This window comes from Nonomuraea sp. KM88 (assembly GCF_052245635.1).
Taxonomy (GTDB): Bacteria; Actinomycetota; Actinomycetes; order Streptosporangiales; family Streptosporangiaceae; genus Nonomuraea.
In genome coordinates, this window is sequence record NZ_JBQQCC010000001.1 from 830857 (window position 1) to 856267 (window position 25411).

General features: G+C 71.5%; 24 protein-coding genes. 12 read left to right on the forward strand and 12 right to left on the reverse strand.

What is annotated here, in order from left to right:
* Positions 1-223 precede the first annotated feature (223 nt).
* Entirely contained in the window at positions 224-1066 is an 843-nt protein-coding gene (locus ACTWPV_RS03820; protein WP_443150612.1) for an amidohydrolase family protein, read from the forward strand.
* Positions 1067-1082: 16 nt separating this feature from the next.
* Here the strand turns inward: ACTWPV_RS03820 and ACTWPV_RS03825 are convergent, their stop codons facing one another.
* Genes ACTWPV_RS03825 through ACTWPV_RS03850 form a run of 6 tightly spaced genes read right to left on the reverse strand, consistent with a single transcriptional unit; the run spans position 1083 to position 6560 of the window.
* Entirely contained in the window at positions 1083-2129 is a 1047-nt protein-coding gene (locus ACTWPV_RS03825; RefSeq protein ID WP_347642105.1) for an aldose 1-epimerase family protein, read from the reverse strand.
* Positions 2126-2839, reverse strand: a complete 714-nt coding sequence (locus ACTWPV_RS03830) for an SDR family NAD(P)-dependent oxidoreductase (protein WP_443150613.1) — start codon at positions 2837-2839, stop codon at positions 2126-2128. The genes ACTWPV_RS03825 and ACTWPV_RS03830 overlap by 4 nt, the downstream gene beginning before the upstream one ends.
* Positions 2836-3876, reverse strand: coding sequence for a hypothetical protein (locus ACTWPV_RS03835; RefSeq protein ID WP_443150614.1), 1041 nt, complete (start codon positions 3874-3876; stop codon positions 2836-2838). Before ACTWPV_RS03835 ends, ACTWPV_RS03830 begins: the two co-directional genes overlap by 4 nt.
* Positions 3864-5054: a CaiB/BaiF CoA transferase family protein gene (locus ACTWPV_RS03840; RefSeq protein WP_443150615.1), complete on the reverse strand. Its 1191-nt coding sequence runs from the start codon at positions 5052-5054 to the stop codon at positions 3864-3866. The genes ACTWPV_RS03835 and ACTWPV_RS03840 overlap by 13 nt, the downstream gene beginning before the upstream one ends.
* Positions 5054-5830: an enoyl-CoA hydratase/isomerase family protein gene (locus tag ACTWPV_RS03845; RefSeq protein WP_347642109.1), complete on the reverse strand. Its 777-nt coding sequence runs from the start codon at positions 5828-5830 to the stop codon at positions 5054-5056. Before ACTWPV_RS03845 ends, ACTWPV_RS03840 begins: the two co-directional genes overlap by 1 nt.
* Before the next feature lie 13 nt (positions 5831-5843).
* A complete protein-coding gene (locus tag ACTWPV_RS03850) occupies positions 5844-6560 on the reverse strand; it encodes a FadR/GntR family transcriptional regulator (protein ID WP_347642110.1) in 717 nt (238 codons plus the stop codon).
* A gap of 188 nt (positions 6561-6748) precedes the next feature.
* Between ACTWPV_RS03850 and ACTWPV_RS03855 the strand changes: the two genes are divergently transcribed.
* From ACTWPV_RS03855 to ACTWPV_RS03895, 9 genes are all read left to right on the forward strand, one after another.
* The gene (locus tag ACTWPV_RS03855) at positions 6749-7411 is read left to right on the forward strand and encodes an aspartate/glutamate racemase family protein (RefSeq protein ID WP_347642111.1); all 663 of its coding nucleotides are present in this window, start codon (positions 6749-6751) and stop codon (positions 7409-7411) included.
* On the forward strand, positions 7408-8706 hold the full coding sequence (locus ACTWPV_RS03860) for a RuBisCO large subunit C-terminal-like domain-containing protein (RefSeq protein ID WP_347642112.1): 1299 nt from the start codon (positions 7408-7410) through the stop codon (positions 8704-8706). Before ACTWPV_RS03855 ends, ACTWPV_RS03860 begins: the two co-directional genes overlap by 4 nt.
* A 7-nt stretch (positions 8707-8713) precedes the next feature.
* A complete protein-coding gene (locus ACTWPV_RS03865) occupies positions 8714-9952 on the forward strand; it encodes a four-carbon acid sugar kinase family protein (RefSeq protein ID WP_347642113.1) in 1239 nt (412 codons plus the stop codon).
* Between the two features lie 212 nt (positions 9953-10164).
* Positions 10165-10917: an SDR family NAD(P)-dependent oxidoreductase gene (locus tag ACTWPV_RS03870; protein WP_443150616.1), complete on the forward strand. Its 753-nt coding sequence runs from the start codon at positions 10165-10167 to the stop codon at positions 10915-10917.
* A 433-nt stretch (positions 10918-11350) separates the two neighbouring features.
* A complete protein-coding gene (locus ACTWPV_RS03875; RefSeq protein WP_347622537.1) occupies positions 11351-12328 on the forward strand; it encodes an ABC transporter permease in 978 nt (325 codons plus the stop codon).
* A 1-nt stretch (position 12329) separates the two neighbouring features.
* Positions 12330-13172, forward strand: coding sequence for an ABC transporter permease (locus ACTWPV_RS03880; RefSeq protein ID WP_347642115.1), 843 nt, complete (start codon positions 12330-12332; stop codon positions 13170-13172).
* Entirely contained in the window at positions 13169-15238 is a 2070-nt protein-coding gene (locus ACTWPV_RS03885; protein ID WP_443150617.1) for an ABC transporter ATP-binding protein, read from the forward strand. Before ACTWPV_RS03880 ends, ACTWPV_RS03885 begins: the two co-directional genes overlap by 4 nt.
* Positions 15235-16950, forward strand: a complete 1716-nt coding sequence (locus ACTWPV_RS03890) for an ABC transporter family substrate-binding protein (RefSeq protein ID WP_347642117.1) — start codon at positions 15235-15237, stop codon at positions 16948-16950. Before ACTWPV_RS03885 ends, ACTWPV_RS03890 begins: the two co-directional genes overlap by 4 nt.
* A 434-nt stretch (positions 16951-17384) precedes the next feature.
* A complete protein-coding gene (locus ACTWPV_RS03895) occupies positions 17385-17888 on the forward strand; it encodes a GNAT family N-acetyltransferase (RefSeq protein ID WP_443150618.1) in 504 nt (167 codons plus the stop codon).
* A gap of 43 nt (positions 17889-17931) precedes the next feature.
* On the opposite strand, the gene ACTWPV_RS03900 is transcribed toward ACTWPV_RS03895, so the two are convergent.
* Positions 17932-18768: an NAD(P)H-binding protein gene (locus ACTWPV_RS03900; protein ID WP_443150619.1), complete on the reverse strand. Its 837-nt coding sequence runs from the start codon at positions 18766-18768 to the stop codon at positions 17932-17934.
* Entirely contained in the window at positions 18765-19796 is a 1032-nt protein-coding gene (locus ACTWPV_RS03905; protein ID WP_443150620.1) for a saccharopine dehydrogenase NADP-binding domain-containing protein, read from the reverse strand. The genes ACTWPV_RS03900 and ACTWPV_RS03905 overlap by 4 nt, the downstream gene beginning before the upstream one ends.
* An 83-nt stretch (positions 19797-19879) precedes the next feature.
* Between ACTWPV_RS03905 and ACTWPV_RS03910 the strand changes: the two genes are divergently transcribed.
* Positions 19880-20470 (forward strand): TetR/AcrR family transcriptional regulator, encoded by a 591-nt coding sequence (locus tag ACTWPV_RS03910; RefSeq protein WP_443150621.1) that lies wholly within the window; start codon positions 19880-19882, stop codon positions 20468-20470.
* Here ACTWPV_RS03910 and ACTWPV_RS03915 read toward each other — a convergent pair whose 3' ends face one another.
* Complete coding sequence (locus ACTWPV_RS03915) at positions 20471-20866, reverse strand: peptidase inhibitor family I36 protein (protein ID WP_347642124.1); 396 nt, start codon at positions 20864-20866, stop codon at positions 20471-20473. It lies immediately after the preceding gene.
* 234 nt (positions 20867-21100) lie between these two features.
* Positions 21101-21622: a snapalysin family zinc-dependent metalloprotease gene (locus ACTWPV_RS03920; RefSeq protein ID WP_443150622.1), complete on the reverse strand. Its 522-nt coding sequence runs from the start codon at positions 21620-21622 to the stop codon at positions 21101-21103.
* A 178-nt stretch (positions 21623-21800) separates the two neighbouring features.
* On the opposite strand from ACTWPV_RS03920, the gene ACTWPV_RS03925 reads away from it, so the two are divergent.
* Positions 21801-22928, forward strand: a complete 1128-nt coding sequence (locus tag ACTWPV_RS03925; RefSeq protein WP_443150623.1) for a serine hydrolase domain-containing protein — start codon at positions 21801-21803, stop codon at positions 22926-22928.
* Positions 22929-22953: 25 nt separating this feature from the next.
* Here the strand turns inward: ACTWPV_RS03925 and ACTWPV_RS03930 are convergent, their stop codons facing one another.
* Complete coding sequence (locus tag ACTWPV_RS03930; RefSeq protein ID WP_443150624.1) at positions 22954-24033, reverse strand: NBR1-Ig-like domain-containing protein; 1080 nt, start codon at positions 24031-24033, stop codon at positions 22954-22956.
* Between the two features lie 460 nt (positions 24034-24493).
* The gene (locus ACTWPV_RS03935) at positions 24494-25339 is read right to left on the reverse strand and encodes a LacI family DNA-binding transcriptional regulator (RefSeq protein ID WP_443150625.1); all 846 of its coding nucleotides are present in this window, start codon (positions 25337-25339) and stop codon (positions 24494-24496) included.
* Positions 25340-25411: the final 72 nt, after the last annotated feature.

Here is a 25411-nt window from a genome sequence, read left to right on the forward strand (position 1 = left end):
GGGGGTCCGGATGTCTCTCGGACCGCGGGGGACGTCGAAGGCGAGTCGTTCAGCGGAGGTTCACCGCGAACATGGGATGTATGTCTACGCGAAGAGGGCTCTGATGTCTATACCGCCCCCAATTTTGGCTCTAACGTAGGATGTATGTTAGGTTCCGGTCCGGAAACGATCTCCTCGTGGAGTGGGCGGCCGCCGCCCGCTCCCGACCGAGCCGGAAGCCGTGATGACCCGCATCGACGCCCACCACCACGTCTGGGATCTGTCCGTCCGCCCCCACGCCTGGCTCGACCCGGAGCCCATGGCCCCCGTGCGCCGCACGTTCACCCTCGACGACCTCGCCGGGCCCGCCACCGCGGCCGGGGTGAGCCGCACCGTGCTGGTGCAGGTGCTGCCCGACCTTGACGAGACCCGCGAGTTCCTGGCCCTGGCCGCCCGGTCCGAGCTCGTCGCGGGCGTCGTCGGCTGGATCGACCTGACCGCGCCCGACGCCGCCGACACCCTCGCCGGGCTGCCCCATGGACAGCGCGGCGGGCTGGTCGCCGTCAGGCACGGCGTGCAGTCCGAGCCCGACCCCGGCTGGCTGACCCGCGCCGACGTGCGCCGCGGGCTCGCCGCCGTGGCCGCCGCCGGGCTGGCCTACGACCTGCTCACGCTCCCGCACCAGCTGCCCGCCGCCATCGACACGGTGGCCGCCGTGCCGGAGCTGACGTTCGTGCTCGACCACCTGTCCAAGCCGCCGATCGCCTCGGGCGAGCTGGAGCCGTGGCGCGGCCGGATCCTGGAGCTGGCCCGCCATCCCAACGTCTTCTGCAAGTTGTCCGGGATGGTCACCGAGGCCGACCGGGCGTCCTGGCAGGTGGCCGACCTGCGGCCGTACGCCGAGACCGTCCTGGAGGCGTTCGGGCCCGAGCGGGTGATGTTCGGCTCCGACTGGCCCGTGTGCCTGCTCGCGGCCGGCTACGGACAGGTCGCCGAGGCCGCGGACGAGCTCTGCGCGGGCCTGTCGGACAGCGAGCGCGCCGACGTCTTCGCCGGGACGGCGCGGCGGGCGTACCGGCTGGACTGACGCCCGCCCGGTGGCCTCAGGGCGCCTCGACACGGAACGTGGTGTGGTAGGTCCGCGACTCCTGCGGGCCGAGCCAGATCATGCTGCCGTCCTCCCTCGCCGCGGCGTCGCCGGCGACGTGGTGGGTGGACGGTTCGAGCCCGACCGCGTAGTTGCCCGAGCGCAGGTTCAGCCACTCGAAGAAGTACGGGAACTCCTCCGCCGGCCACTCCACGGACACCTTCATCCCGAGCCGGTCGTTGACCACGGCCACCCGGTGCAGCCCGTCGTCGCCGGGGACGAGCGCGTGCTCGTACACCTGCTCCACGAACCCCGGCACCGGCCCGGGGAAGACGATGTGATCGGCCTTCTGCTCGGCCACGCTGTCGCTCTGCCAGAGCGTCTCGCGGATGGCGGCCTCGAACCTGGCGCCCTCGTCGAGCAGCGGCCAGCCCAGGTTGATGTGGTAGAGGTACATGTGCGGCGTCGGCTCGAACCCCGCGTTGGTGACGGTGTCCACCAGCCTGATCTCCTCGCCGCCGAGGTCGGCCTCGATCCGCCGCACCAGGCGCAGGTTCTCGGCGAAGACCGCGGCCTGGCGCACCTCGCCCTCGGCCCACAACACGCAGCGCTCGCCGTCCCAGCGCTCGCCGTAGCCGGTCAGCCGGGCGGGCAGGTTGCCCGCGCGCCCGTGCAGGCCGTGCCGCACCGACGTGCGAGGCGGGTAGCGGTAGGTGCCGGCGGGCACGTCGCCGCCGAACAGCGTGTGGTCGAGCCCGGCCGTGACGATGAGCCCGGAGAACGAGCGCAACCAGGACAGCCCGTCCTCGTCGGCGTTCTCGTGCAGCCCCGGATGGCGGAAACCCGTGGGGGAGCGCCAGCCGAACGCGCGCCCGCCGTGCTCGGCGTGCCCGATGTCCATGCACCTGTCCACCAGCACGTCGAACGCCAGCCCCGAGCCCGTCCTGAACTCCAGCGTCCTGATGCCGCGCTCGGCCCCGTCGCCGAGCGTCACAAGCCGGACCCCGCCGGCCGCGCTCAGATCGCCCGTCAGCTCGGCCAGCCGCCTGCGGTCCGGCGTCATGCCATCACCCACCCTCCGTTGACTTCGATGGTCTGGCCCGTGACGAAGGAGGCGTCCGGGCCGGTCAGGAACGACACCACGGCCGCCAGCTCCTCCGGCTTGCCGCGCCGCTGGAGCGCCTGCCGCTCCAGCACCATCCGGTCGTACGCCTCCGGATCCGGATGGATGCTCTCCGCCGCCGTCGGGAACGCGCCGGGCGAGACGCAGTTGACCCGGATCTCCTTCGGGCCGAGCTCGCGGGCCAGCGCCCTGGTGAGCGCGGCGGCGGCGCCCTTGGTGGCGACGTAGGCGGCCAGGTCGGACCAGCCGCCGTGCATGGTGATGGAGGCGATGTTGACGATCGCGCCGCCCAGGCCGCCCACCTGCCTGCTCATCTGCTGGGCCGCGAGCTGGGCCGCCAGCCAGTAGGCGCGCTGGTTGACCGCGTGCACGTCGTCGTACTCGCTCAGTGGCACCTCCAGGAAGGGCCGGGCCGGGTAGACGGCCGCGTTGTTGACGAGGATGCCGACCGGCCCCAGCCGCGCCTCCGTCTCGGCGAACGCGGCCTCGACGGCGGCCGGATCGCGCAGGTCGGTCTCCAGGTTGAGCGCGCCTTCGAGCGTCTTCGCGTCGACGTCGAGTGCCGCCACCCGGTGGCCGTCGGCGGCCAGCCGGCGGACGATCGCGCGGCCGAGCGCGCCGGCGGCGCCGGTGACGAGCGCCGTGGTCATCTGTGCCTCCATTCGTTGTGCAGGTCCTTGAACAGGTCGAGGGCCGGGACGCGGGCGAGCAGCCCGTCGCGGATCAGCGCGGAAGCCCTCTCCTGCAGGGCGATGTAGCCAGGGAAGCGCGGCCTGATCCAGGCGGCCTCCAAGGTGGCCCGGGTGTCGCGGTAGAAGCCGCCCGTCTCCCACACGGCGCGGGCCGCGGGCTGCCCGCCGGTGGCGGGGAACAGCCCCGCCTGCACCGGCTCCGACAGCAGGCGGCGCAGGTGGGCGCGGACCGCCTCGCGGATCGTGCCTGCGCGCCGCCTGGAGACGGCCAGCCCGGTGCCGCCGAGCACGCTGCCCGGCGGCAGGCCCGGCCAGGCGGGGGCGTCGGAGAAGGTCAGCGGGTAGGAGCCGTAGCCGTACAGCAGGGGGCAGCAGTCGATCTCACCCGCCGCCATCGCGTCGAGCACGCCGATCGGGTTGCGCAGCGACAGCCCGGGGTCGGCGGCGGCCAGCAGCTCCGCCATCAGCTCCAGCGCCCTGACCCCGGCCTCCTCGTCCAGGAAGTCGCCCGAGCAGAGCGCGCAGAACATGAGGAACGCGTGCGGCCCGCCCAGGCACAACGCCATCCGCGTGCCCCGGGCGAACGCCGCCATCTCCGTCCACTCCGCCGGCACCCGCACGCCCGGCCTGGCCGCCGCCACCTGCATCGCCGCGTCGAGCGGCAGCGCCCACTGGCGCCCGTCCAGGTGGTAGCTGTCGAAGCAACGACCCGCCGAGCAGGCTCGCAGGCCCGCCAGCTCGTCCGGCTCGAACAGCTCCTCCATCGGCACCAGCGCGTCCACCGCCGCGCCCAGCCCCGGATGGTCGATGACGAGCACGTCGTACGTCTCGCAGAGCCCAGCGATCGGCTCCGACTCGAACCCCTCGAGCGGCTGCCGGTCCCACACGATCGGCTCGGGCACATCGCCGTACGGGTTCGAGCCGGCCAGGTCGAGCCGGGTCAGCTCGTCGAGCGGGGCGTACCCCCTCGGATGGTCCCAGGTCAGTCCTCGCATGCCAGCACGCCCTCCGCCACCAGCTCGGCCGTGCGCTCCGGCGGGTATCCGAGCTCGTCGAGCAGCTCCCTGGTGTGCTCGCCCACCAGCGGCGCGCCCCTGCGCACCTCCGGAGGGGTGGCGCTGAAGCCGTACGGGAAGCCGGGCGTGGTCACCGTGCCCTCGGTGCGGTGGTCGTAGGTGACGAACGACCCGTTCTGCCTGACCTGCGGATCGGCCACCAGGTCGGCGTAGCCGTACACCGGGCCGGCCCACAGGTCGTGGCGGGCGCAGATCTCCAGCCACTCGGCGGTCGTGCGGGCGGGCAGGCGGCGGGCCACGATCGCGGTGATCTCGTCGCGCCTGGTGTGGCCGTCGGCGTCGCCGTCCATGCCCGCGAGCTCGGGCAGGTCGAGGGCGACGGCCAGCGCGTCGAGCCGGGGCATGCCGAGCGCGAGATAGCCGTCCTTCGTGGCGAACACGCCGTAGGGCGCGCGGATGTAGGTGTGGCCGTGCGGCTCGCTCCCGCGGCGCTGCGGCACGCCGCCGACCGTGAAGATCGACAGCTCCTGCATCTGCACGGCGACGGCCGCGTCCAGCATGTTGACGCTCACCCGCTGCCCCTCCCCGGTGCGCTCGCGGTGCAGCAGCGCGGCGAGCGCGCCTTCGAAGGCGCTGTAGGCGGTGATGGCGTCGATGGCGTACGTGCCCGCGGGGGCCGGCGGGTCCCCCTCGCGGCCGGTGCTCAGCATGGCACCGCTCATGGCCTGCAGCAGCAGGTCCTGGCCAGGCCGCGACGCGTACGGCCCGGTCTGGCCGTAGCCGGACATGGAGACGTACACGATGCGGGGGTTGATCTCGTTGATCGTGGCGTAGTCCATGCCGAGCCGCTCGGCCACGCCGGGACGGTAGTTCTGCAGGAACACGTCGGCCGTCGCGGCCAGCCTGTGCACGATGGCCCGGCCCTCGTCCGCCTTCAGGTTCACGGCCAGGCTGCGCTTGTTGCGGTTGAGCGACAGGAACGACGCGTTCACCCGGTTGCCCGTCGCCCCGCCCGCCGGGGCGTGCCGCTGCCACTCGCCGGTCACCGGCTCCACCTTGACCACGTCGGCGCCCAGGTCGCCCAGCCGCATGGCGGCCAGCGGACCCGCCATCGCGATGGACAGGTCGACCACGCGGTAACCGTCGAGAATGCCCATCAGCGCCCCTCGAAGACGGGCTCGCGCCGCTCGGCGAAGGCGGCCCTTCCCTCGGCCGCGTCGGCGGTGGCGAAACAGACGGTCTGTAGGTCGCGCTCGTACTGGATGGCCTGCTCCAGCGGCATGGAGTAGGCCGCCCTGACGTTGGCCTTGGCCGTCTGCGCGGCGATCGGCGGCCTGGCCGCGATCCGGCCGGCCAGCTCCAGCGCGGCCGGCAGCAGCTCCTCCCTCGGGTGGAGCTCGGTGACCAGGCCCCAGCGCAGGGCGCGGGCGGCGTCGATCGGGTCGCCGGTGAGCAGCATGGTGGCCGCGTTGCTCGAGCCGACGGCGTGGGCGAGCAGCGCCGACTGGCCGCTGCCGCCGATCCAGCCCAGCTTGATCTCGGGCGCGGCGAACGTCGCGGTGTCGGCGGCCAGCCGGATGTCGCAGGCCAGGGCCAGTTCCAGGCCGCCGCCGTAGGCGTAGCCGTTGACGGCCGCGATGATCGGCTTGCGCAGGGCTCGTACGGCGTCGCCGTAGTCGCCGCGGTTGCGGAACTCCCACGGCGTCGCGTAGTCGTCGAGCTCGCCGATGTCGCTGCCGACGCAGAACGAGCGCTCGCCCGCGCCCGTGAGCACGGCCACCCGTACGGCCGGGTCGGAGCCGACCCGGTCCAGGCCGGCGCGGAGCGCGGCGGCCATGCCGGGGGTGATGGCGTTGAGCTTGGCGGGTCTGTTCAGGGTGACGACGGCCACGGGGCCGTCGACGTCGAGGTGAACGTGCACTTGTTCGCTCATTTCGGTGGGGTCTTCAGCAGCAGAGGCGGGCGTGCTGCTCGGCGTCGGCGCGGGCGACCTCGACCACCTCGCGCATCGCCTCTTCGGCCTTGCGGTGGTGGTGGCGCCTGATCGCCACGGCCACCCGCTCGTGGCCGGGCAGCGTCTCCTTGTTGTGGGCGACCGAGCGGGTGTGCACCTGGCGCACGGACCGCAGGGCGATGCTGATCATGTCGTAGACGTAGAGCAGCAGGTCGTTGTCCGCCGCGGCGAACACCGCCTTGTGGAAGGCCAGGTCGGCCTCGATGAACGGCTCGGGGTCGTCGGCGGTGGCGTAGAGCGCGGCCAGTGCCTCGTCGATGCGCCGGACGGCCACCGCGTCCGCCCGCTCGGCCGCCACCCGCGCCGCCCCGGGCTCCAGCGCGACCCGCAGGTCGGCCAGCACCCGGATGTCGCCGGGCTGCGGCTCGGGCATGAACCGCCAGCTCAGGACGTCGGCGTCGAGCAGGTTCCAGGACTCGCGGGGGCGCACGATGGTGCCCGCACTCCTCCTGGTCTCCAGCAGGCCCTTGCCGGCCAGCACCTTCACGCCCTCCCGGACGGCGGACCGGCCCACGCCGAGCTCGCCGACCAGCTCCTCCTCGATGGGGATGGACGTGCCGGGGGCCAGCGCGCCCCCGACGATCTGGGCGCCGAGCGCCTGGACGACCTGGACGTGCCGGGCCGCGTCCGGCTGGGGATCTGTTGCCACGGTTCCGCAAGGTACCCCGAGCGCGCGCCTTTTCCTAGACCCTTCATCGGATGAAGTTCGAACTTCATCCGATGAAGACTCTTAACAATCCGCGATCTCGGTAGTACGTTGCCTGGGAGCGGCACGACCAGCCACCCGAGCAGACCGCCACCCGCCATCGCTGGTCACCGACCCCATAGGGAGACACCATGAGGCTGGGACTGATCCACACCTCGGCGACGCTGGTCGACGTGTTCGCCAAGCTGTGCGCCGAGCACCTCCCCGGCATCGACACGTTCAACATCGTCGACGACAGCCTGATCAAGAACACCATCGCCGCGGGCCGCCTCACCCCCAGGACCGCGCGTCGCGTCGCCGGTCACGTCGGCTCCGCCGAGGCCGCGGGGGCCGATCACATCCTGGTGACCTGCTCCTCCATCGGCGCCGCCGTCGAGGCCGCCGAGCCGCTGACCGGCGTGCCGGTGACGCGGGTGGACCGCCCGATGGCCGACCGCGCCGTCGCGCTCGGCCGCCGGATCGGCGTGCTCGCCACCCTGAGCACCACCCTCGAACCGACCGCCGACCTGGTACGCCGGCGCGCCGCCGCGGCCGGCAGGGAGATCGAGCTGACCGCCAGGGTGTGCGAGGGCGCGTTCGAGGCGCTGATGAGCGGCGACGCCGCCACCCACGACGCGCGCGTGGCGCAGGCCCTGAGCGAGCTCAGCGGGGACGCCGACGTGATCGTGCTGGCCCAGGCGTCGATGGCCCGCGTCGCCGGTACGGTGCCCGCGGCGGCGCCGATCCTGGCCAGCCCGCCCCTCGCCATGGAACACCTGGCCGGGGAGCTCCTGGGCGGGCGGACGCGCCGATGACCACCTCTCCGGGGACGGAACACGTACCGGCCGCCTCGCACGGGGCGGGGCGCGAGCTGACCGTCGCCACGTACCACGTGCTCACCCGCCTCCCGCTCGACCAGGCGGTGAGCGCGATCGCGGGCGAGCAGAGCACCGGCACGTTCGTCAGCGTCGCGGGGGAGAGCGACGAGCTGCGCGCCCGGCACGGCGCGGTGGTGCTCGGCATGACCGAGATCCCCGCGCCGGTCGCCGAGGCCCTGCCGGGCGCGGCCGGCGACGGGCCGCTCACGGCGGGCCTGGTGCGGATCGGGTTCCCGCTCGACAACACCGGGCCGTCGCTCACGAACGTGCTTCCCGTGGTCGCGGGCAACCTGTTCGAGCTGCGCGAGCTGGCCGGGCTGAAGCTGGCCGACCTCGACCTGCCCGCGGCCTTCGGGGAGGCGTACCTGCCCGCCCGGTTCGCGGTGGAGGGCACGCGCCGGCTGGTGGGGCGTCCGGACGGGGTGCTGATCGGCACCATCGTCAAGCCCAACGTCGGGCTGCGCCCTTCCGACTACGTGGACCTGGTGCTCGAACTCGGGCTGTCCGGGGCCGACTTCATCAAGGACGACGAGGTGAACGGCGACTGCCCGCCCGCGCCGCTGCCGCAGCGGGTGCGCGCGGTCACGGGCGCGCTCGACGAGGTCGAACGGCGGACCGGGCGGCGGCCGATGTACGCGTTCAACATCAGCGACGAACCCGACCGGATGCTCGCCAACCACGACCTCGTCGTGGCGGCGGGGGGCACCTGCGTCATGGTCAACCTGAACGTCGTGGGCCTCCCGGCCGTCGCGATGTTGCGGCGGCACTCCCGCGTGCCGATCCACGGGCACGTCACCGGCACCGGAGCGCTGTTCCGCCACCCGGGGATCGGCATCGCGCACGTCGCCTACCAGAAGCTGGCCCGCCTGGCCGGGGTCGACCACCTGCACTGCGGCGGGTTCCACAGCAAGTTCTACGTCACCGACGACGACGTGCAGCGGACGGTGGCGGCCGTGCGCGAACCGCTGCTCGGCGGTTTCCCGTGCCTGCCCGTGTTGTCGTCCGCCCAGTGGGCCGGCACCGCGCCGGTCACCCTGGAACGCACCGGCACCAGCGATCTGCTCGTCCTGGCGGGAGGCGGCGTGCTCGGCCACCCCGACGGGCCCGCGGCCGGGATCACCAGCATCCGGCAGGCGTGGGCGGCGGCGGAGGCGGGCGTGCCGCTGGCCGAGGTGCGCGAGCCCGAGCTGGCCCGGGCGCTGCGGTACTTCGGCGGGGTGGTGCGCAAGTGAGGCCGCTATGACGCGCATCGCCTTCGCCGCCGACGACTTCACGGGCGCGACCGACGCGTTGTGGCAGTTCAGACGGCTCGGGCTGAGCGGATCCCTCGTCACCGGCGTGGCGCACCTGCACGACCGGGACGACGTCATCGGCATCGCCACCACGGCTCGGGCGTCGGCCGACCCGGCGTCCGTGGTGCTGCCCGCGTTCACGGCGCTGGCGGCGCTGCGGCCGCTGGCCATCCAGTACAAGGTCTGCTCGACCTTCGACTCGTCCCCGGAGCGCGGGAGCATCGGGGCCGTCATCGCGGCCCTGCGCCGTGCGGGCCTGGCGCGGGGCCCCGTGCCGGTGCTGGCCGCGCAGCCCGAGCTGGGCCGCTACACGTGGTTCGCCAACCATTTCGTACGGGCGGGCGACGAGGTCCACCGGCTCGACCGGTATCCGCCGGCGCGCGACCACCCGGTCACCCCCGCGACGGAGGCGGACCTGCGGGCGCGCCTGGCCGGGCAGGGCGCCGGCCGGACCGGATGGCTGCCCGCGTCGCCGTCGGAGGAGGCGTACCGGGCGAGGGCCGGGGACACCGGGAACGCGGCCTTCGTCGCGGACGCGATGACGGACGACCACGTCAGGGCGCTCGGCCGGCTGCTGCTCGCCGACGCCGCCACCCGCACCCCGCTGTGCTGCGTCGGCTCCGGCGGCCTCAGCCGCGCCCTCGCCTCAGCCCTCACCGCCGCCCCCACCCCGGCGACAACGGTGGGGCAGGGAGCGCTGGGAGCGGTCGCGCCGGTGCTCGTCCTGTCGGGGAGCCGGTCGCCGATCACCGCCCGCCAGATCGACACCGCCGAGCGCGCGGGGTGGCGGGTGCTCGGAGACCTGTCGGGGCCTGCCGGCCTCGTCGAGCAGGTCGAGGCGAGCCTGCGCGACGGCCGTCACACCGTCGTCGAGTCGACGCGTGGACCGGCGAGGGACCCTGACGGCATCGGGAAGTCGCTCGGCCGGATCGCCGCGACCATGGTGCGCGCCGGGCTGGTGCGGCGGCTGGTGGTCGCGGGCGGCGACACCTCGGGGCAGGTCGTCGCGGCGCTCGGCGCCCGGTCGCTGGACGTGACCGGCAGCCTGGCCGCCGGCGGGCCGGTGTGCGTGCTGGCCTCGGACGATCCCGCGGTCGACGGGGTCGAGGTGGCGCTGAAGGGCGGCCAGGTGGGCGGCGACGACTTCTTCCTCCGCGCCGCGGCCGGCCTCGCCGCCACCTGCTGATCCGCGTCCGCCGGCCGGCACCGTGCCGTCTCTCCCCGCCCAGCCTGGGATCCGCGGCGCGGTAGCCGGGCGGATACGACGGGAGGAGTAGCGCGGGCGGTGGCGCGCCCTCCTGGAGACGCAGGCGGGAAACACCCGTGTGTCCGACGCCGCCGGCCGCCCGCACCGGGCAAGGTGAAGCCGGAAACACCGACGGCGGAGGGAGCACGGTCATGATGTATCCGGATCTTGAGGGAAAGGTGGCGCTGGTCACCGGCGGTTCTGGAGGCATCGGGAGCGAGACCGCCCGGGTGCTGGCCGGGCAGGGCATGCGGGTGGTGGTGAACGGCCGCGACCTCGTCGCCGTCGAGAACGTCGTGCGGTCCATCGGCGGGACGGCGATCGGCGTCGCGGCGGACAGCACCGACCCCGCCTCCGTCGAGTCGATGCGCGAGGAGGTGGAGCGCCGCCTGGGCCCCGTCGACGTGCTGGCGGTCTTCGCCGGCGGTGGCACGGGCCGGCCGCGGCCCATCGACCAGATGAGCGAGGACGACTGGCACGCCACCGTGCACGCCAACCTCACCTCGACGTTCCTGGCCGTCAGGAGCTTCCTGCCCGGCATGCGGCGGCAGGGGAGTGGCTCGATCATCACGATGGCGTCCCTGGCGGCGCGCAGCCCCACGCCCGCCTCCGTGGCCTACACGGCGGCGAAGGCCGGAGTCATCGCGCTGACCAGGCAACTGGCGCACGAACTCGGCCCCGCGGGCATCCGGGTCAATGCCGTCGCCCCTTCGACGATCATGACGGACCGGCTGGAGGAGCGGATGCCGCAGGAGTTCAAGGACCGACTGCTGGCCGAGCATCCGCTGGGGCGGCTCGGCACACCGCTCGACGTCGCGAACGTGACCGCCTTCCTGGCCTCCGGCGCCTCCTCGTGGATCACCGGGCTGACGATCGACGTCGCGGGCGGCAAGTGGATGCCGTAGTGCCCGCTGTCGCGGCTGGGCGCCCCCTCCGCCGGCCGCTCGGCGAACGCTCCGCCGGGAGACGGCGGCGCCCTTGACGCCGCGCACAGCACATTCGCAACGACAAGGTGGATCACCTTGCGCGATCGTCAAATAGTGTCCGGATTCTGTGACATTACCCCCGGCGGAAGTGCCGTGAAGCGGATCAGATGAGGAGATGTCGTCGCAGGTGAAGCCGGTGATCGAGGGGTGCGTGGCGGGGATCGCGGGGCTAATGCGCTTGACCTGAACGTTACGCCGAACGGTTTCTGCCCGTTATATTTTTACATATATTCTGCGCTCTGATCGCCATCTCGGCGTCAAGTGGATTTCACCGAGCGAGATGGGTTTACGTTGCGAGGGCGCCTCTCTCCTGCCGGAAGTCCGCGCCCGCGGTCAGCGCGAACGGAGAGTAATGGGCAAGTACCTGCTCCGCAGGTTGGCAATAAATGTGATCTTGGTCGCCATCGCGGCCAGCCTGGCGTACATGCTCGCGGCCACCACCATGAACCCGCGGGGGGCGTACGAAGGTCGCCAGCCACCGGTCGCAGAGGCGGTCATCGACGCGACGCTCGATGAGTACAACCTGAACGACAAGACTCCGGTGCTCGTCCGTTACGGCACGTGGGCGAAGGGCGTCATCACCGGCGACTTCGGCCGCACCTGGAACGGCGGTTCGGTCAACAACGAGATGGGCCGGCGGATCATGGTGAGCCTCCGGCTGCTGCTCATCGGCACGTTGGTCGGCTTCGCCGTCGGTGTGGCGCTCGGCGCGATCTCCGCCGTGAAACAGTACAAACTCACCGACCGGTTCATCGGGGTCAGCTCCTTCGTGATCATGGCCGTTCCGGTGTTCGTGCTGGCCACCCTCCTTGCGATCGCCACGTACAACCTGAACAGAGGGCTGGGGTTTTCGCTCATCGAGTACACCGGCGAGTACAACCCCCGGCTGTCGGGCTTCGACCAGTTCCTCAACCGGCTGAACCATCTGATCCTGCCGACGATCTCGCTCAGCCTCGGCCTGATCGCCTTCTACAGCCGCATCCAGCGCAACATGATGCTCGACGTGCTCAACCAGGACTTCGTCCGCACCGCCATGGCCAAGGGCCTGAGACGCAGGACGGCGCTGACCAAACACGCGCTGCGCACCGCGCTGATCCCCGCCGCCACCTATTTCGCCTTCGCGTTCGGGACGATGTTCACGGGCGCCACCTTCACCGAGAAGATCTTCGCCTGGCACGGCATGGGAGCCTGGCTGGTCGACTCGATCAACCAGAACGACGTCAACTCCGTCGCCGCGGTGACCTTCTTCACCGCCGTCTGCGTGCTGTTCGCCGCCTTCCTGTCAGACCTGCTGGTGGCGGCCCTCGATCCTCGGGTGCGGGTGAGCTGACATGCGTTCGAAAGTCGTCCTGCGGCGCCTGCTCCGCAACAAGCAGGCCCGCTATGGCTCCATCGCCCTGGTCGTGCTGGTGGGCCTGGCCTACCTCGGGCCGTTCGTCGGCCCGTACGACTGGACCGAGAAGGACTTCCTGGCCTTCCTGTCGCCGCCCGGCGGCGACCACTGGTGGGGCACCACCACGATCGGCCAGGACATGTACGCGGTCACGCTCCGCGGCATGCAGAAGTCGATCATCATCGGCCTGCTCGTGGCGCTCATCTCCACAGGGCTCGCCGCGATCGTGGGTGCGTTCGCCGGATATTTCGGTGGCTGGGTGGACAAGACGCTCATGTGGGGTGTGGACCTGCTGCTGGTCCTGCCGAGCTTCCTGATCATCGCCATCATCTCGCCGCGGCTTCGGGAGGGCGCCTCCTGGCTCTGGTTCGTGGCGCTGCTCGCCGCGTTCTCCTGGATGATCACCTCCAGGGTGGTGCGCAGCATGACGCTCTCGCTCCGCGAGCGGGAGTACGTGCAGGCCGCCGTCTACATGGGCATCCCCCGCTGGAAGATCATCTTCCGGCACATCGTGCCCAACCTGTCGTCGCTGCTGATCATCGACGCCACGCTCAACGTCAGCGGCGCGATCATCGGCGAGGCGGCGCTGTCCTTCTTCGGCTTCGGCATCCAGCCGCCGGACGTCTCGCTCGGCACGCTGATCGCCGAGGGCTCGCGCAACGCCACCGGCTACCCCTGGCTGTTCGCCTTCCCCGCGGGCCTGCTGGTGCTGCTCGTGCTCAGCGTGAACCTGATCGGCGACGGCCTGCGTGACGCACTCGACCCGGGGAGCAACTCGTGAGCATCTTGGAGGTCAAGGACCTCACCGTCACCTTCCCCGGCGGCATCCAGGCCGTGCGCGGCGTCAGCTACGAGGTCGAGCGCGGCGAGGTGCTCGGCATCGTCGGCGAGTCCGGCTCGGGCAAGTCCGTCACCTCTCTCGCCGTCATGGGCCTGCTGCCGGCGAACGCCGTGGTCAGCGGCTCGGTCAAGCTGCACGGCCAGGAACTGCTCGGCATGAAGGAGGACGAGCAGATCAAGGTACGCGGCAAGACGATCAGCATGATCTTCCAGGATCCGCTGTCGGCGTTCACGCCCGTCTACACCATCGGCGACCAGATCGCCGAGGCCGTCCGCGTCCACCAGAACGTCGGCAAGGACAAAGCCGCCAAGCGCGCCGTCGAACTGCTCGACCTGGTCGGCATCCCCAATCCGAGCCTGCGCGCGAAGGCGTTCCCGCACGAGTTCTCCGGCGGCATGCGGCAGCGCGCGATGATCGCCATGGCCGTCGCCAACGACCCCGACCTGCTCATCTGCGACGAGCCCACCACAGCGCTCGACGTGACCATCCAGGCCCAGGTGCTGGAGGTGCTCAAGACCGCCCAGCAGGAGACCGGCGCCGGCATCGTGATGATCACCCACGACCTGGGCGTCATCGCGGGCATGGCCGACCGGGTGGTCGTCATGTACGCGGGCCGCCCGGTCGAGCAGGGTCTCGTGGACGACATCTACTACCGGCCGCGGATGCCGTACACGATGGGCCTGCTCGCCTCGATCCCGAGGATCGACGGCGAGGAGGGCCCGCTCGTGCCCATCGACGGCAACCCGCCCTCGCCCGCGTCGCTGCCGCCCGGCTGCCCCTTCGCGCCGCGCTGCCCGATGAAGGTGGACATGTGCGACGACGAGGAGCCGCCGCTGACCCCGTTCGGCAGCGGGCGCCACGTGGCCTGCATCCGCTCCCACGAGATCGAGCACAAAGGCCTGACCGGGGCCGACGTGTTCCCGGTGCCGGTCATCCCGCCCAACGAGGTGGTCAGGGTGCCGCGCGCCGAGCGCCCCACGGTGCTCGAGCTCGACGACATGATCAAGCACTACCCGCTGCTGAAGGGCGCGATCGTCAAGCGCCGCGTCGGCACCGTCTACGCCGTCGACGGCATCAGCTTCGACATCGCGCAGGGCGAGACGCTGGCCCTGGTCGGCGAGTCCGGCTGCGGCAAGACCACCACGCTGCAGCAGATCATGCAGCTGCAGCCGCCGGAGGGCGGGCGCGTCGTGGTGCTCGGCAAGGACAGCGCCGAACTGGACAAGGCAGGGCGTAAGAGCCTCCGCCGCGATCTGCAGATCGTCTTCCAGGACCCGATGGCCGCGCTCGACCCGCGCATGCCGGTCGGCGACATCATCGCCGAGCCGCTGCGGGCGCACGGCAAGAAAGAGGTGCGCGAGAAGGTCGAGGAGCTGCTGGAGCTCGTCGGGCTGGCCGCGGAGCACGCCGAGCGTTACCCCCAGCAGTTCTCCGGCGGCCAGCGGCAGCGCATCGGCATCGCCCGCGCGCTCGCGCTGGAGCCGAAGCTGCTGGTGCTCGACGAGCCGGTCTCCGCGCTCGACGTGTCCATCCAGGCGGGCGTGATCAACCTGCTGGACGAGCTCAAGAGCAGGCTCGGCCTGTCCTACCTGTTCGTGGCGCACGATCTGGCGGTGGTCAGGCATCTGGCCGACCGCGTGGCCGTCATGTACCTGGGCAGGATCGCCGAGATCGGCACGGTCGAGGACGTCTACGACAGCCCCGCGCACCCGTACACGCAGGCTCTGCTGTCGGCGATTCCGCTGCCCGACCCCGAGATGGAACGCACCCGCAAGCGGATCCTGCTCGAAGGCGACCTGCCCAGCCCGGCCGACCCGCCGTCTGGATGCAGGTTCCGCACCCGCTGCCCCAAGTTCGCCGTGCTCAGCGAGGCGGAGCGGCGGCGGTGTGTGGACGAGGAGCCCTCGGTTGCCAGGCTGGCGAACGCCGTCGACCACGGCGCCGCCTGTCACTACGCGGAGGAAGTCGAGGTCATCACGGCCTCGGACAATCAGGAGGAAGAGTGAAGGTTCGTTACCGTGCAGCCGCTGGGCTGACGGTCCTGGCCATGGCCGTCGCCGCCTGTGGCGGCGGCGGCGAGACCAAGCAACCGAACGCCGAGCAGTCCAAGCAGGCTCAGCAGCAGATGTCGGAGACCCCGGCCATCAGCATCAACCCCGTCCCGTACGAGCAGGTCAAGGACGGCGGCACGCTGACCGTGGCGATCGGCCAGTGGCCGAGCCAGTGGAACGGCCAGCACGTGGACGGCAACCAGGCCGACACCGCGTTCATGCTCGACGCGTTCCTGCCGCAGCTGATGGTCTCCGACGAGAATGCTACTTTCACCGCCAACCCCGACTACCTGACCGACGTCAAGAGCGAGGTCGCCGACGGCAAGCAGGTCGTCACCTACACGCTCAACGACAAGGCCCAGTGGTCGGACGGCACGCCGATCACGTGGAAGGACCTCGAGGCCCAGTGGAAGGCCAACAGCGGCGAGAACGAGAAGTTCAAGCCCGCCTCGAAGGACGGCTGGGACAAGATCGAGTCGGTCGAGAAGGGCGACTCCGACAAGGTCGCCATCGTGACCTTCAAGCAGCCCTACCTCGAGTGGCAGGGCATGTTCAACCGCGGCACCTCGCACCTGCTGCCGGCCAAGCACATCGAGACGCCTGAGGCGTACGACAAGGACTACCTGCAGAAGATCCCGGTCACCGCCGGGCCCTTCAAGGTCGAGAAGCTCGACGAGGGCACCAAGACCCTCACCCTGGTGGCCGACGACAAGTGGTGGGGCAAGAAGCCCAAGCTCGAGAAGGTCATCATCCGGACGATCGAGACGCCAGCCGCGCAGGTGAACGCCTTCGCCAACGGCGAGATCGACGCCGTGGAGATCCCGCCGGGCAGCCCTGCCGACCTCAAGCGGGCCAAGGAAGTCCCCGACGTGGACATCCGCAAGGCGCTGAGCCCCAACTGGCGGCACATCACGGTCAACAACCAGAGCGACTTCCTGAAGGAGAAGTCGGTCCGGCAGGCCGTGCAGTACGCGATCAACCGTGACGTGATCACGCAGTCCGACCTGAAGGACATGGACTGGCCGCTGCAGACGCTCGGCAACCACGTCTTCATGAACAACCACAAGAGCTACGTCGACAACTCCGGCGACCTCGGCAAGTACAACCTGGAGAAGGCCAAGCAGCTGCTCGACGCGGCCGGCTGGAAGCAGGAGGCGGAGGGCCAGCTCCGCAAGAAGGACGGCAAGGAGATGTCGCTGACCTTCGTCGTCCCGGCGGGCGTGCCGTACGCGAAGACGGAGGGCGAGCTGACCCAGGCCATGCTCAAGGAGGCCGGCATCGGCCTGACCATCCGCCCGGTGCCCGATGACAAGTTCTTCACCGACTTCATCATCAAGGGCGACTTCGACCTGGTGCCGTTCTCCTGGATCGGCACGCCGCTCCCGATCGGCAGCCTGGCGCAGATCTACAAGACCGGCTCCGAGAGCAACTTCCCGAAGTCCGACGACCCGGCCGTGGACAAGGCGATCGACGCCGCGGTGTCCTCGACGGACCCGGAGCAGGCCGCCCAGCTGGCCAACGAGGCCGACAAGCTGATCTGGGACATGGTGCACACCATCCCGCTGTACCAGCGTCCTGACATCCAGGCGACCAAGAAGACCCTCGCCAACTACGGCGCTGAGGGCTACAAGTACAACGACTGGACGTCGATCGGCTTCACCGGCTGATCCTCGCGCACGACGAACCCCCGGCCGGGCCCGCCCTGCCGGGGGTTTCGCGTGTCCGTGGAGCCTGTTGGCGGGCTCTGTGGTCGTCGGGTAGGGTCGTGCCCGAATCGGTGCCTTCCGTCGACACGAAGGCATGGTGGTGTGGCGAGCGCCCGGAGGCGTCGCCGGAGGAGCAGGAAGGAGCGAGGAGCGTATGACCGCCCGCTGGGTGGCTGCCGCGAGCAGCATCCGTTCCTCTGCCCGTCCGGGCTCCCTGGGAGCCGGTCACCGCAGCTGAGCCGGGTCGCCGCGTGGTGTCACGCGGGCCCCGCCCTGCGCGCCGGCGCGGGAGTCCTCCCTCTGAGAAGGGCTTCTCCGTTGTTCGATCCATCCCTGTTCGCGGATGCGACGACGTCCACCTCACCCTGCCCGCCGCACACGACTGGAGCACACGCATGACCGACGATCTCACCCTGCGCGCCGAGAAGGCCGGTGACGTGGCAGCCATCAGGGCCGTGACCGCGGCCGCCTTCGGCAGGCCGGAGGAGGCCGACCTCGTCGAGGCGCTCCGCCGCGACCCGGCCTGGATGCCCGCCCTGTCACGGGTGGCGGTCTCCGGTGGCCGTGTCGTCGCCCACGCCCTGCTCACCCGCTGCCTCGTCGGCGAGACACCCGCGCTCGCCCTGGGCCCGGTCGCGGTCCTGCCCGAGACGCAGCGCCAGGGGCTGGGCACGCTGGTCGTCGAGGACGCGCTGCGGGAGGCGCGGGAACGCGGCGAAAGTGCCGTGATCGTGCTCGGGCACCCCCCGTACTATCCCCGTTTCGGCTTCACCATCGCCTCCCGCCACGGCATCGGCGTCACCTTCGACGTGCCTGACGAGGCGTTGATGGCCCTGTCGCTGGACGGTGCGCCGCTGCCGTCCGGCACGATCCGCTACGCGCCTCCGTTCGGCGTCTGACGGGCAGCCGCGGGCGCCACCCTCCCGGCGGCGCCCGCGGCGATCAGCGCCGGAACTCGCGCAGCGTGGTCGCCGGCCGGCCGCCGTAGCGCTCGATGCTCTCGGTGACCCGGTAGAGCGGGTGGTCGCCGGACCCGATGAGGCGGAAGATCGCCCACAGGTGCGTCAGGTGCTCGACCGTGTACGGGTCGCCGTAGACCTTCATGGCCCTGGCCTCCCACTCCTCGGGCGGCACGTCGGCGTACTCCGCCCCGAAGGCGTCGGCCACCTCGCCGATCGTCGCCATCTGCCCCGTCACCAGGCACACTGGGTCGGCGGGCGCCGGGTCGAGCAGCAGGCCGGCCGCAACCCTGGCCACGTCGGCGGCGGCGACGAGGGGGATCCGCGTGTCGCGCGGCCCCAGCGGGAGCGCCAGCCGGTCGCCCTCGGCGGCCACGGCCAGGTTCTCGAAGAAGACCGCGGCCCGCAGGTGCACCGCGCCCACTCCGGCCCGGTCGAGGACCTGCTCGGCCACCCAGTGCCGGCGCATGCGGGGCGTCAGCGCCTCGGGTGAGGCGTCCAGCTGCGACACCTCGACGACCCGTTCCAGCCCTTCCTCCCTGGCCGCCGCCGCCAGCACGGCCGTGGCGTCCAGCAGGCCCGCCGTCACCGGGTAGGTGAGGAACGCCCGGCGCACGCCGCGCAGGGCCGGCCGTACCGAGGTGATCTCCCGCAGGTCGCCGACCACCACTTCCGCGCCGCGCTCGCGCAGCTCGGCGGCCCGGTGGTCGTCGGAGCGCACGAACGCCCGCACCTGCGCGCCGCATTCCAGCAGCAACTCGGCGACGCGCCGGCCGGTGGATCCCTGCGGCCCGCCCGCCGCACCCGTGACGAGGATCATCGTTCCTCCGGCAGGGTCAGGGTGAACAGCCCGAGCCGCTCCAGGTCGCGCAGGAACGGCCCGGCGGGGAACGCCTCGGCCGGGCCGTACACGCCGGGGGAGCCGGGGCCGGCGCCGCCGGCCAGGCGCACGGCGGCCTCCACGGAGGTCAGCGCGCTCATCCGCCACAGGTCGCGGCCGCTCGCCCGCCCCGCGCGGCCCCCGTCCTCGGTGATCACCTGTGCGGCCACGGTGAAGTCGGAGCCCGCCCTGGTGGCGGCGTCGACGTGCTCGCTGCCGAACGCCTGCTCCTCCTGAAACGTGTGCGCCGTGAGCTGCGCCTCGACCTGCCGCGCCGGCACGTGCCTGGGCACGGTCAGCACCTCGGAGAACGGGACGGGCGCGATCATCGTGCGCGGGCCGAGCGGCGGGGGGAAGGGGAAGACGGCGTTGCGCGGCTCGACGTAGCCGATGTGCTGGGCGCCGTCGGTGTAGGTGATGCGCCGGGTGTCGGCGAACAACAGCTCCGCCGTGCTCCTGGCGCCCGTGGTCAGCCGCCAGCCGCTCACCGCGTACGCGGTGATCACCCGGTCGACGCCCGTCACGCCCGCCGCCACGGCGCCGGCGAGCAGGTCTCCCAGGCCGCCGTAGAAGCTCATCGCCGTGACCATGGTGATGCCCGCCCGCCTGGCCGGCTCGGACATGGCGTCGAACATCCACTTCGTGTGGTGCTGCTCCAGGGCGTGGTCCACGTAGTGGCAGCCGCCTTCGGCCGCGGCGGTGGCGACGGGCCCGCCGGTGTGCGTGAAGGGGCCCGCGCAGTGGATCAGCACGGCGGCCCGTTCGGCGAGCCGTCGTAACGCGGCGGGGTCGTCGAGCGCGGCCCGGTGCACGGGCGCGCCGCCGAGCTCGCCGGACAGGGCCTTCAGCCCGCCCTCGTCGCGCCCGGCCAGGATGACCTCGTGGCCGCGGGCATGGAGCTCGGCCGCCACGAGGCGCCCGGTGTGGCCGGTGGCGCCGTAGACGGCGATGTGCTGCGCTGCGGACACGGCTCGCCTCCATGTTCCATACTGAGGGTACGTAACTAGCCTCGAAGTTACGTACCGCGAGTATGCAAGTCAAGGGGAGAACGATGGTCGGCCGCACGCAGGCAGAGCGCTCGGACGAGACCACGGGGCGGCTGGTGCGAGCCGCTCGCCAGATGTTCGGCGCCGGGGGGTACGCGTCCACGTCGATCGACGCGGTGGCCGCCGCCGCGGGCGTCACCAAGGGAGCCGCCTACCACCACTTCGGCGGCAAGGTCGCCCTGTTCCGCGCCGCGTTCGTGCGCGAGCTGGAGGAGGTCTCCGCCGCGCTGGAACGGGCGGCGGGCGAGGAACGCGAGCCGATGGAGGCGCTGCGGCGCGGTTGCCGCACCTTCTTGGAGCACTGCCTCGACCCGGGGTTCCGGCAGATCGTGCTGCTGGACGCGCCGTCGGTGCTGAGCTGGGAGACCGTCCGGGCGATCGAGCACGATCACCTGCTACGGGTCCTGCACGACGGCCTGCGCGTGGCGGTCGCGGGCGGCCAGGCCGCGGACGGCGATCTGCCCGTCCGCGCCCGGCTCGTCTTCGGTGCCCTGTGCGAGGGCGGGATGTTGCTGGCCCGCTCCCAGGACCCGGCGGCCGACCTGCGGCGGCTCGCCGCGGAGGCCGACCGCTTCCTGGAGGCGCTCAGGCGTTGATCAGCCGTGCGAGTCGGTGACGGTGCCCTTGAGCGTGGTCTGGCAGGACGGGCCGTTCGGGCCGTCGAAGCGGACGGAGTCGAAGAAGTCGCGGAAGTCGGGGTAGAAGTTCCCCTGGTCGCGCGGGCTGGTCACCGCGGAGCAGCCGCCGTAATCGGCCTCGGAGAACAGGTGGATCCACGAGTCGGTACGGTTCCAGTCGGACTTGGCGCGGTCGGCCATGCCCAGGGCGGCGAGGTCGGGGGTGTCGGCGTTGATCTCGATGAGGTCGCCCGTGCCGTCGAGGCCGGAGAACATGCAGTAATAGCCGTCACGGCACCGGTCGTACCCGTCGGCCGCCTGGGCCGGGGTCGCCAGGGCGGCCAGAGCGGCGGCGGCGATCGGTAACGCCAGCATGTGAAGCTTCTTGCCCAACGTTCCTCCATGCTTGAAACTTTCCTTCGCCCTGAACATACATCGCACGATCTTGTCAGGAAAGGGGTTGATCGGCCCCTCTTCCGAGCCGTGCTCCGGCGTCCGCGTCGACGACGAACGGCACGTCACCGCGGGCGGGCTGGACGATGAGGAGGAGACGGCGCGCTCGCACCCACCACGTCCTTCGGCTTCCAGGCCACCCGGCCGGACGGAGGGTCAGCGGTCCACGTGCAGCCTGCCGAACTCGATCCGCGGGGTCGCGCCGGCGAAGTTGCGGTCGACCTCGGCCCGCTCGGCGCTGCTCGGGTTCGCGTTCGTGCAGCTCACCGGCGCGCTCGACCCCGACATCAGGTCAGAGCACCGGCCGGTGCGCCGGTCCGGGAGACCCAGGATGTGGCCCATCTCGTGGGCGGCGATGCGCAGCGGGTCGTAGCCCTGGCCGGTCGCCTGCCGGCCCATCCAGATCGTGCCGCGGCCCAGCCCGGTGGGCAGCGCCCGCGGCCAGCCGTTGTCGGCGTACACGACGAAGTCGGCGGGTGTGCCACGGACGAGCCGGACGTTCGACACGCTGGAGTTCCAGACCTGCGCCGCCCGGTCCACGGCGCTCACGAACTCGGCCGCGCGGCTCGCGTCGTACCGGATCGCCCTGACCATGGATGCGGCCTGCGCGGGCGAGCTGACCAGCAGGATCGCGAGGCCGACGGCTAAGGAGAGCATGAGACGGAGGGATCGTGGCATGGGGGCCTCCTCGGGGGTGGGGGTGCTGCAACGGGGGATCGCCCCAGCTCGAGCCGGGCGGAAACGGCGGAGAAACCACCGCAGGTCTAAACCTGTCGTCATCGGCCGGACCAGGGCGTCGGAATGCCTGACGCGGAGATCGTCCCGGCTGCTTCGGTAACAGGAAAGGATCTTGCTTGTGGATCGTGTGAAGGTGATCGGCCTGGCAGGTCTGGCCTGCGCGATGCTGACGCTGAGCGCCACGACACCCGCTACCGCGGCCGCCACGGACCGGCCACGGCTCGGCGACGTGCAGAAGGCTCTGACAGAGCTGGCGAAGAGCTCCAAAGTGGTCGGCGCGATCGGCGCCGTCTACATCGACGGCAAGAAGATCGACAAGGGCTCGGCCGGCACCCGCCTGCTGAACGACAAGGGCGGCAAGATCCCCGCCGGTGCCCGTTTCAGGGCCGGATCTCAGACCAAGGCCATGACCCAGGTCGTCATCATGAAGCTGGTCAGCGAGGGCAAGCTTTCCCTGGACGACAAGCTCAGCGACCTGCTGCCCGAGGTGGCGGAGAAGGACCTGGTGGAGCGGGCCGACGAGATCACCGTGGAGCAGATGATTCACCACACCTCGGGCATCCCCAACTGGTTCACCCCCGCGCTGATCGACTACCTGGACTTCACCACCTACTATCCGCCGATGGAGCTGGTCAAGAGGTCACGCGCGGTGGCACGGACCCAGGACCCGGGGGAGAAGTTCTCCTATTCCAACACCAACTACTACCTCCTCGGACTGATCATCGAGGACCTCACCGATCACTCGGTGGCCGCGGAGTTCGAGCGGCGCATCTTTGACCCGCTGCACATGGATGACACCTACCTGCCGGTCACGTTCCCCGGCCGTATCAAGGGCCCGCACGGGCACAGCTACTACCCCGACAAGAATGGCGAGCTGCACGACGTCGACCGCTTCAACATGAGCTACGGCTACGCGGCCGGAGGGGTGATCTCCACCACCGACGACCTGAGCGCCTTCCACCTGGCGCTCGGCAAGGATCTGCTGACGAAGGAGGAGAAGGACGCACTGAACGCTGGTCGGCCGGCCCCGCCTCCCTCAGAAGAGCCCTCCGACAAGGGCGTCTGCGGGGGTGAATACGGGAGCGTGGCGGGCAGCGCACCCAGTTTCAAAGCCATCACCTACGGTTCGCGAGACACCGGTGTGCAGTTCGTCGTGTCCGTAACGCTTGGTACGGCCCACAACGATCCCGCCGTCGAACCGCTGATCAAACAGGCGGCGGAAGCAGTCCTCTGCCCCGAGGAATAGCACATCCGCGCCGGGGACGCGGGCTTCAGGCCACGGTGACGTCGAGGAAGACGGGTTTCTTGCCGGCCAGCAGCGGGGTGCCGTCCTCGTCGGTCATCTTCCAGAAGATCTTGCAGCGGCCGGGGGAGTCGGCGGCGCGCACGCGTACTTTGATGTCGACCGTCTCCCCGGGCAGCACCGGTCCGATCCCGACCCGTTCCGGCGCCTTGCACGGGGTGTCGTTCATGCGGGTCAGATAGCGGTCCTGCCACGGGACGGTGCCCGCGTTGCGGATGCGCCAGACCTTGTCGAAGGAGGCGCCCCGCTCCACCACGCTCCCGTCGGGGAAGGTCACGTCCCCTTCGAAGGCGGAGTCGTCGCGCGGCGAGACGGTCTGCGCCGGGGTGGGCTGGGCCGTGGGTTCGTTCTCGTCGCTCCCTCCGAGCAGCGGCAGCACCCAGCCGAGCAGGATGGCGGCGACCCCGATCACGCCGGTCGCCGCGGCGAGCACGGTCGCCTTCCTGACCGGCGGCGTACGGCGAGCGCCCGGTCGCGGGCCGGAGGACGGTTCCGGGCCGCCGGAGGATGGTGCGGAACCATCGGGAGGTGGTCCGGGACCGTCGAGCGGTGCGCCGGACGGAGAGGAACCACCGGTCGGTGCGGCTTCGCCCGGCTGCGAGGAGCCGGGCTGCGAGGAGCGGTCGGGGGCGGTGGGGGAGGGACGGGTGGATGGGGGTGGCTCGGGCTGATCGGGCATGCGGGCCTCGATCGTGGCCTCGGCGGCCTCCCCGGCCTGCGCCTGCTCCCAGAGCCTCCGCCACTCGCGCCTGACCTGCTCGGGATCGCGGCCGAGCCGGTCGACCGCCAGGACGCGGACGAACTCCCACGTCGTCTCCCAGCTCGGCAGCGCGCTGCCCCGGGCGGCGGCCGCCAGCGACGACTTCGAGGCCGCCGCGCCGAGCCGGCCGGCCATGTCGGCGAACGAAGGGTCGCCCGCCTCCCCCTTGAGCTCCCAGAGGCGGTGGGCGAGCAGGGAGACGGGACCGGCGCCAGGGTCAGGCCGGATCGCCCGGCGCCCTCGCCGGGATCCCGTGCCTTCGTCCTGCGGTCCGGAGGACTCCGCCATCCCACCCCTGCTTCGGTCGAGCGCCCATGCGGCTGCAGAACCGCACCACGTCCAGACGGAACGAGGTTATCAAAGGTGTCCTGGCCGGCCGGACCCCTGGCGGGAGCCCTCTCGGGTGCGGGCCCCGGCCGGGTGGATGCCACCGCGAATTCACTCGGCCGGGGCCCCGAGGCGCCTCGGCGGCGAGCGCCCAGGCGATCAGGAGCGGCGTGTCAGCCGCCGCAGCGGTGGGGGGAAGGAGACGGTGACGGTGCGGATGCCCTCGTCGCCGTAGGAGCAGGTGAAGCACCTGGTCCTGCCGCGTACGACGTCGAGGGCCGGTTGCCGTCGCGGTGCTTTCCCCCACCACTGTTGCCCGCCGCGCAGGCTCCTGCCAAGCCATCAATGTCCGAACATTGTCCAGCGGACGTTGGACAAATGAACGCGCTGGTCAGAGGGGCATGATGAAGGAACGGGCCGGTCACGGGAACGCGCCGGACAAGCTGCTTTCGCGGGGCGTCAGCCGGTGGGGAACGCGCACCTCTCTCGGCTCGCCCGTGGCGCCGGCGAGGCGGTCGGCGAGCAGCGACACCGCCGACTCGGCGATCAGCGCCTTGCCGGGGGAGACGGTCGACAGCGAGGGCGTGGCGAAACGGCCGTCCTCGATGTCGTCGAAGCCCATCACCATGACGTCCTGCGGCACCCGGTATCCGCGCGAGAGCAGCGTGCGCAGGGCGCCGAGCGCCAGGGCGTCGTTGAAGCAGAAGACCGCGTCGGGCGCGTCCGCCCCCAGCAGTGCCGCCATCGCCTCGGCCCCGCCCGTCCGGTGCCACGCCGGGGCGTGGGCGATGAGCGACGGGTCCGCCGCCAGACCGCAGGCGGCCAGCGCCTGCCGGTAGCCCTTCAGCCGCAGGCGGGCGGTCGCCGCCGAGGGCGCGCGCTGGGCGAGGGCGAGCGGGCTGAACAGCAGGCCGTCGATCAGGTGGGACCGGCTGCCTCCGACGACGAGGCGCTCCTTGTCCGGGTCGCCCTGGGTCTGGTCGACGAGCACGGTCCAGCCCCGCTGGCCGGCGGCGGAGATGACGTGGGTGGCCAGCTCGGCGAAGTAGGGGTTGTCCAGGTCGGGCACGGCCAGGGCGACCACGCCGGAGCGGCCTGACCGCAGGTTCCTGGCCGACAGGTTGGGCCGGTAGGACAGCTCGGCGATGGCGGCCTGCACCCGTTCCCTGGTGGCCGCGCTCACGTGCGGATGGCCGTTGACCACGTTGGAGACGGTCTTGATGGACACTCCGGCGCGCTCCGCGACGTCCTTGAGTCGTGCCCGCACTCCGGTCCCCTTCCGCCGCCGATGACCCTACAGTGCCCGGTTTACAACGCTGTAACGACTTTCGCGCTGCCG

Coding starts and splice junctions, on each gene's coding strand:
- ACTWPV_RS03900 (WP_443150619.1), bottom strand. CDS start 18,768: ATGATCCTCGTCACGGGTGCGGCGGGCGGGCCGCAGGGATCCACCGGC.
- ACTWPV_RS03895 (WP_443150618.1), top strand. CDS start 17,385: ATGACCGACGATCTCACCCTGCGCGCCGAGAAGGCCGGTGACGTGGCA.
- ACTWPV_RS03860 (WP_347642112.1), top strand. CDS start 7,408: ATGACCACCTCTCCGGGGACGGAACACGTACCGGCCGCCTCGCACGGG.
- ACTWPV_RS03880 (WP_347642115.1), top strand. CDS start 12,330: ATGCGTTCGAAAGTCGTCCTGCGGCGCCTGCTCCGCAACAAGCAGGCC.
- ACTWPV_RS03930 (WP_443150624.1), bottom strand. CDS start 24,033: ATGGCGGAGTCCTCCGGACCGCAGGACGAAGGCACGGGATCCCGGCGA.
- ACTWPV_RS03835 (WP_443150614.1), bottom strand. CDS start 3,876: ATGCGAGGACTGACCTGGGACCATCCGAGGGGGTACGCCCCGCTCGAC.
- ACTWPV_RS03825 (WP_347642105.1), bottom strand. CDS start 2,129: ATGACGCCGGACCGCAGGCGGCTGGCCGAGCTGACGGGCGATCTGAGC.
- ACTWPV_RS03910 (WP_443150621.1), top strand. CDS start 19,880: ATGGTCGGCCGCACGCAGGCAGAGCGCTCGGACGAGACCACGGGGCGG.
- ACTWPV_RS03865 (WP_347642113.1), top strand. CDS start 8,714: ATGACGCGCATCGCCTTCGCCGCCGACGACTTCACGGGCGCGACCGAC.
- ACTWPV_RS03830 (WP_443150613.1), bottom strand. CDS start 2,839: ATGACCACGGCGCTCGTCACCGGCGCCGCCGGCGCGCTCGGCCGCGCG.
- ACTWPV_RS03845 (WP_347642109.1), bottom strand. CDS start 5,830: ATGAGCGAACAAGTGCACGTTCACCTCGACGTCGACGGCCCCGTGGCC.
- ACTWPV_RS03855 (WP_347642111.1), top strand. CDS start 6,749: ATGAGGCTGGGACTGATCCACACCTCGGCGACGCTGGTCGACGTGTTC.
- ACTWPV_RS03820 (WP_443150612.1), top strand. CDS start 224: ATGACCCGCATCGACGCCCACCACCACGTCTGGGATCTGTCCGTCCGC.
- ACTWPV_RS03875 (WP_347622537.1), top strand. CDS start 11,351: ATGGGCAAGTACCTGCTCCGCAGGTTGGCAATAAATGTGATCTTGGTC.
- ACTWPV_RS03915 (WP_347642124.1), bottom strand. CDS start 20,866: ATGCTGGCGTTACCGATCGCCGCCGCCGCTCTGGCCGCCCTGGCGACC.
- ACTWPV_RS03920 (WP_443150622.1), bottom strand. CDS start 21,622: ATGCCACGATCCCTCCGTCTCATGCTCTCCTTAGCCGTCGGCCTCGCG.
- ACTWPV_RS03870 (WP_443150616.1), top strand. CDS start 10,165: ATGATGTATCCGGATCTTGAGGGAAAGGTGGCGCTGGTCACCGGCGGT.
- ACTWPV_RS03840 (WP_443150615.1), bottom strand. CDS start 5,054: ATGGGCATTCTCGACGGTTACCGCGTGGTCGACCTGTCCATCGCGATG.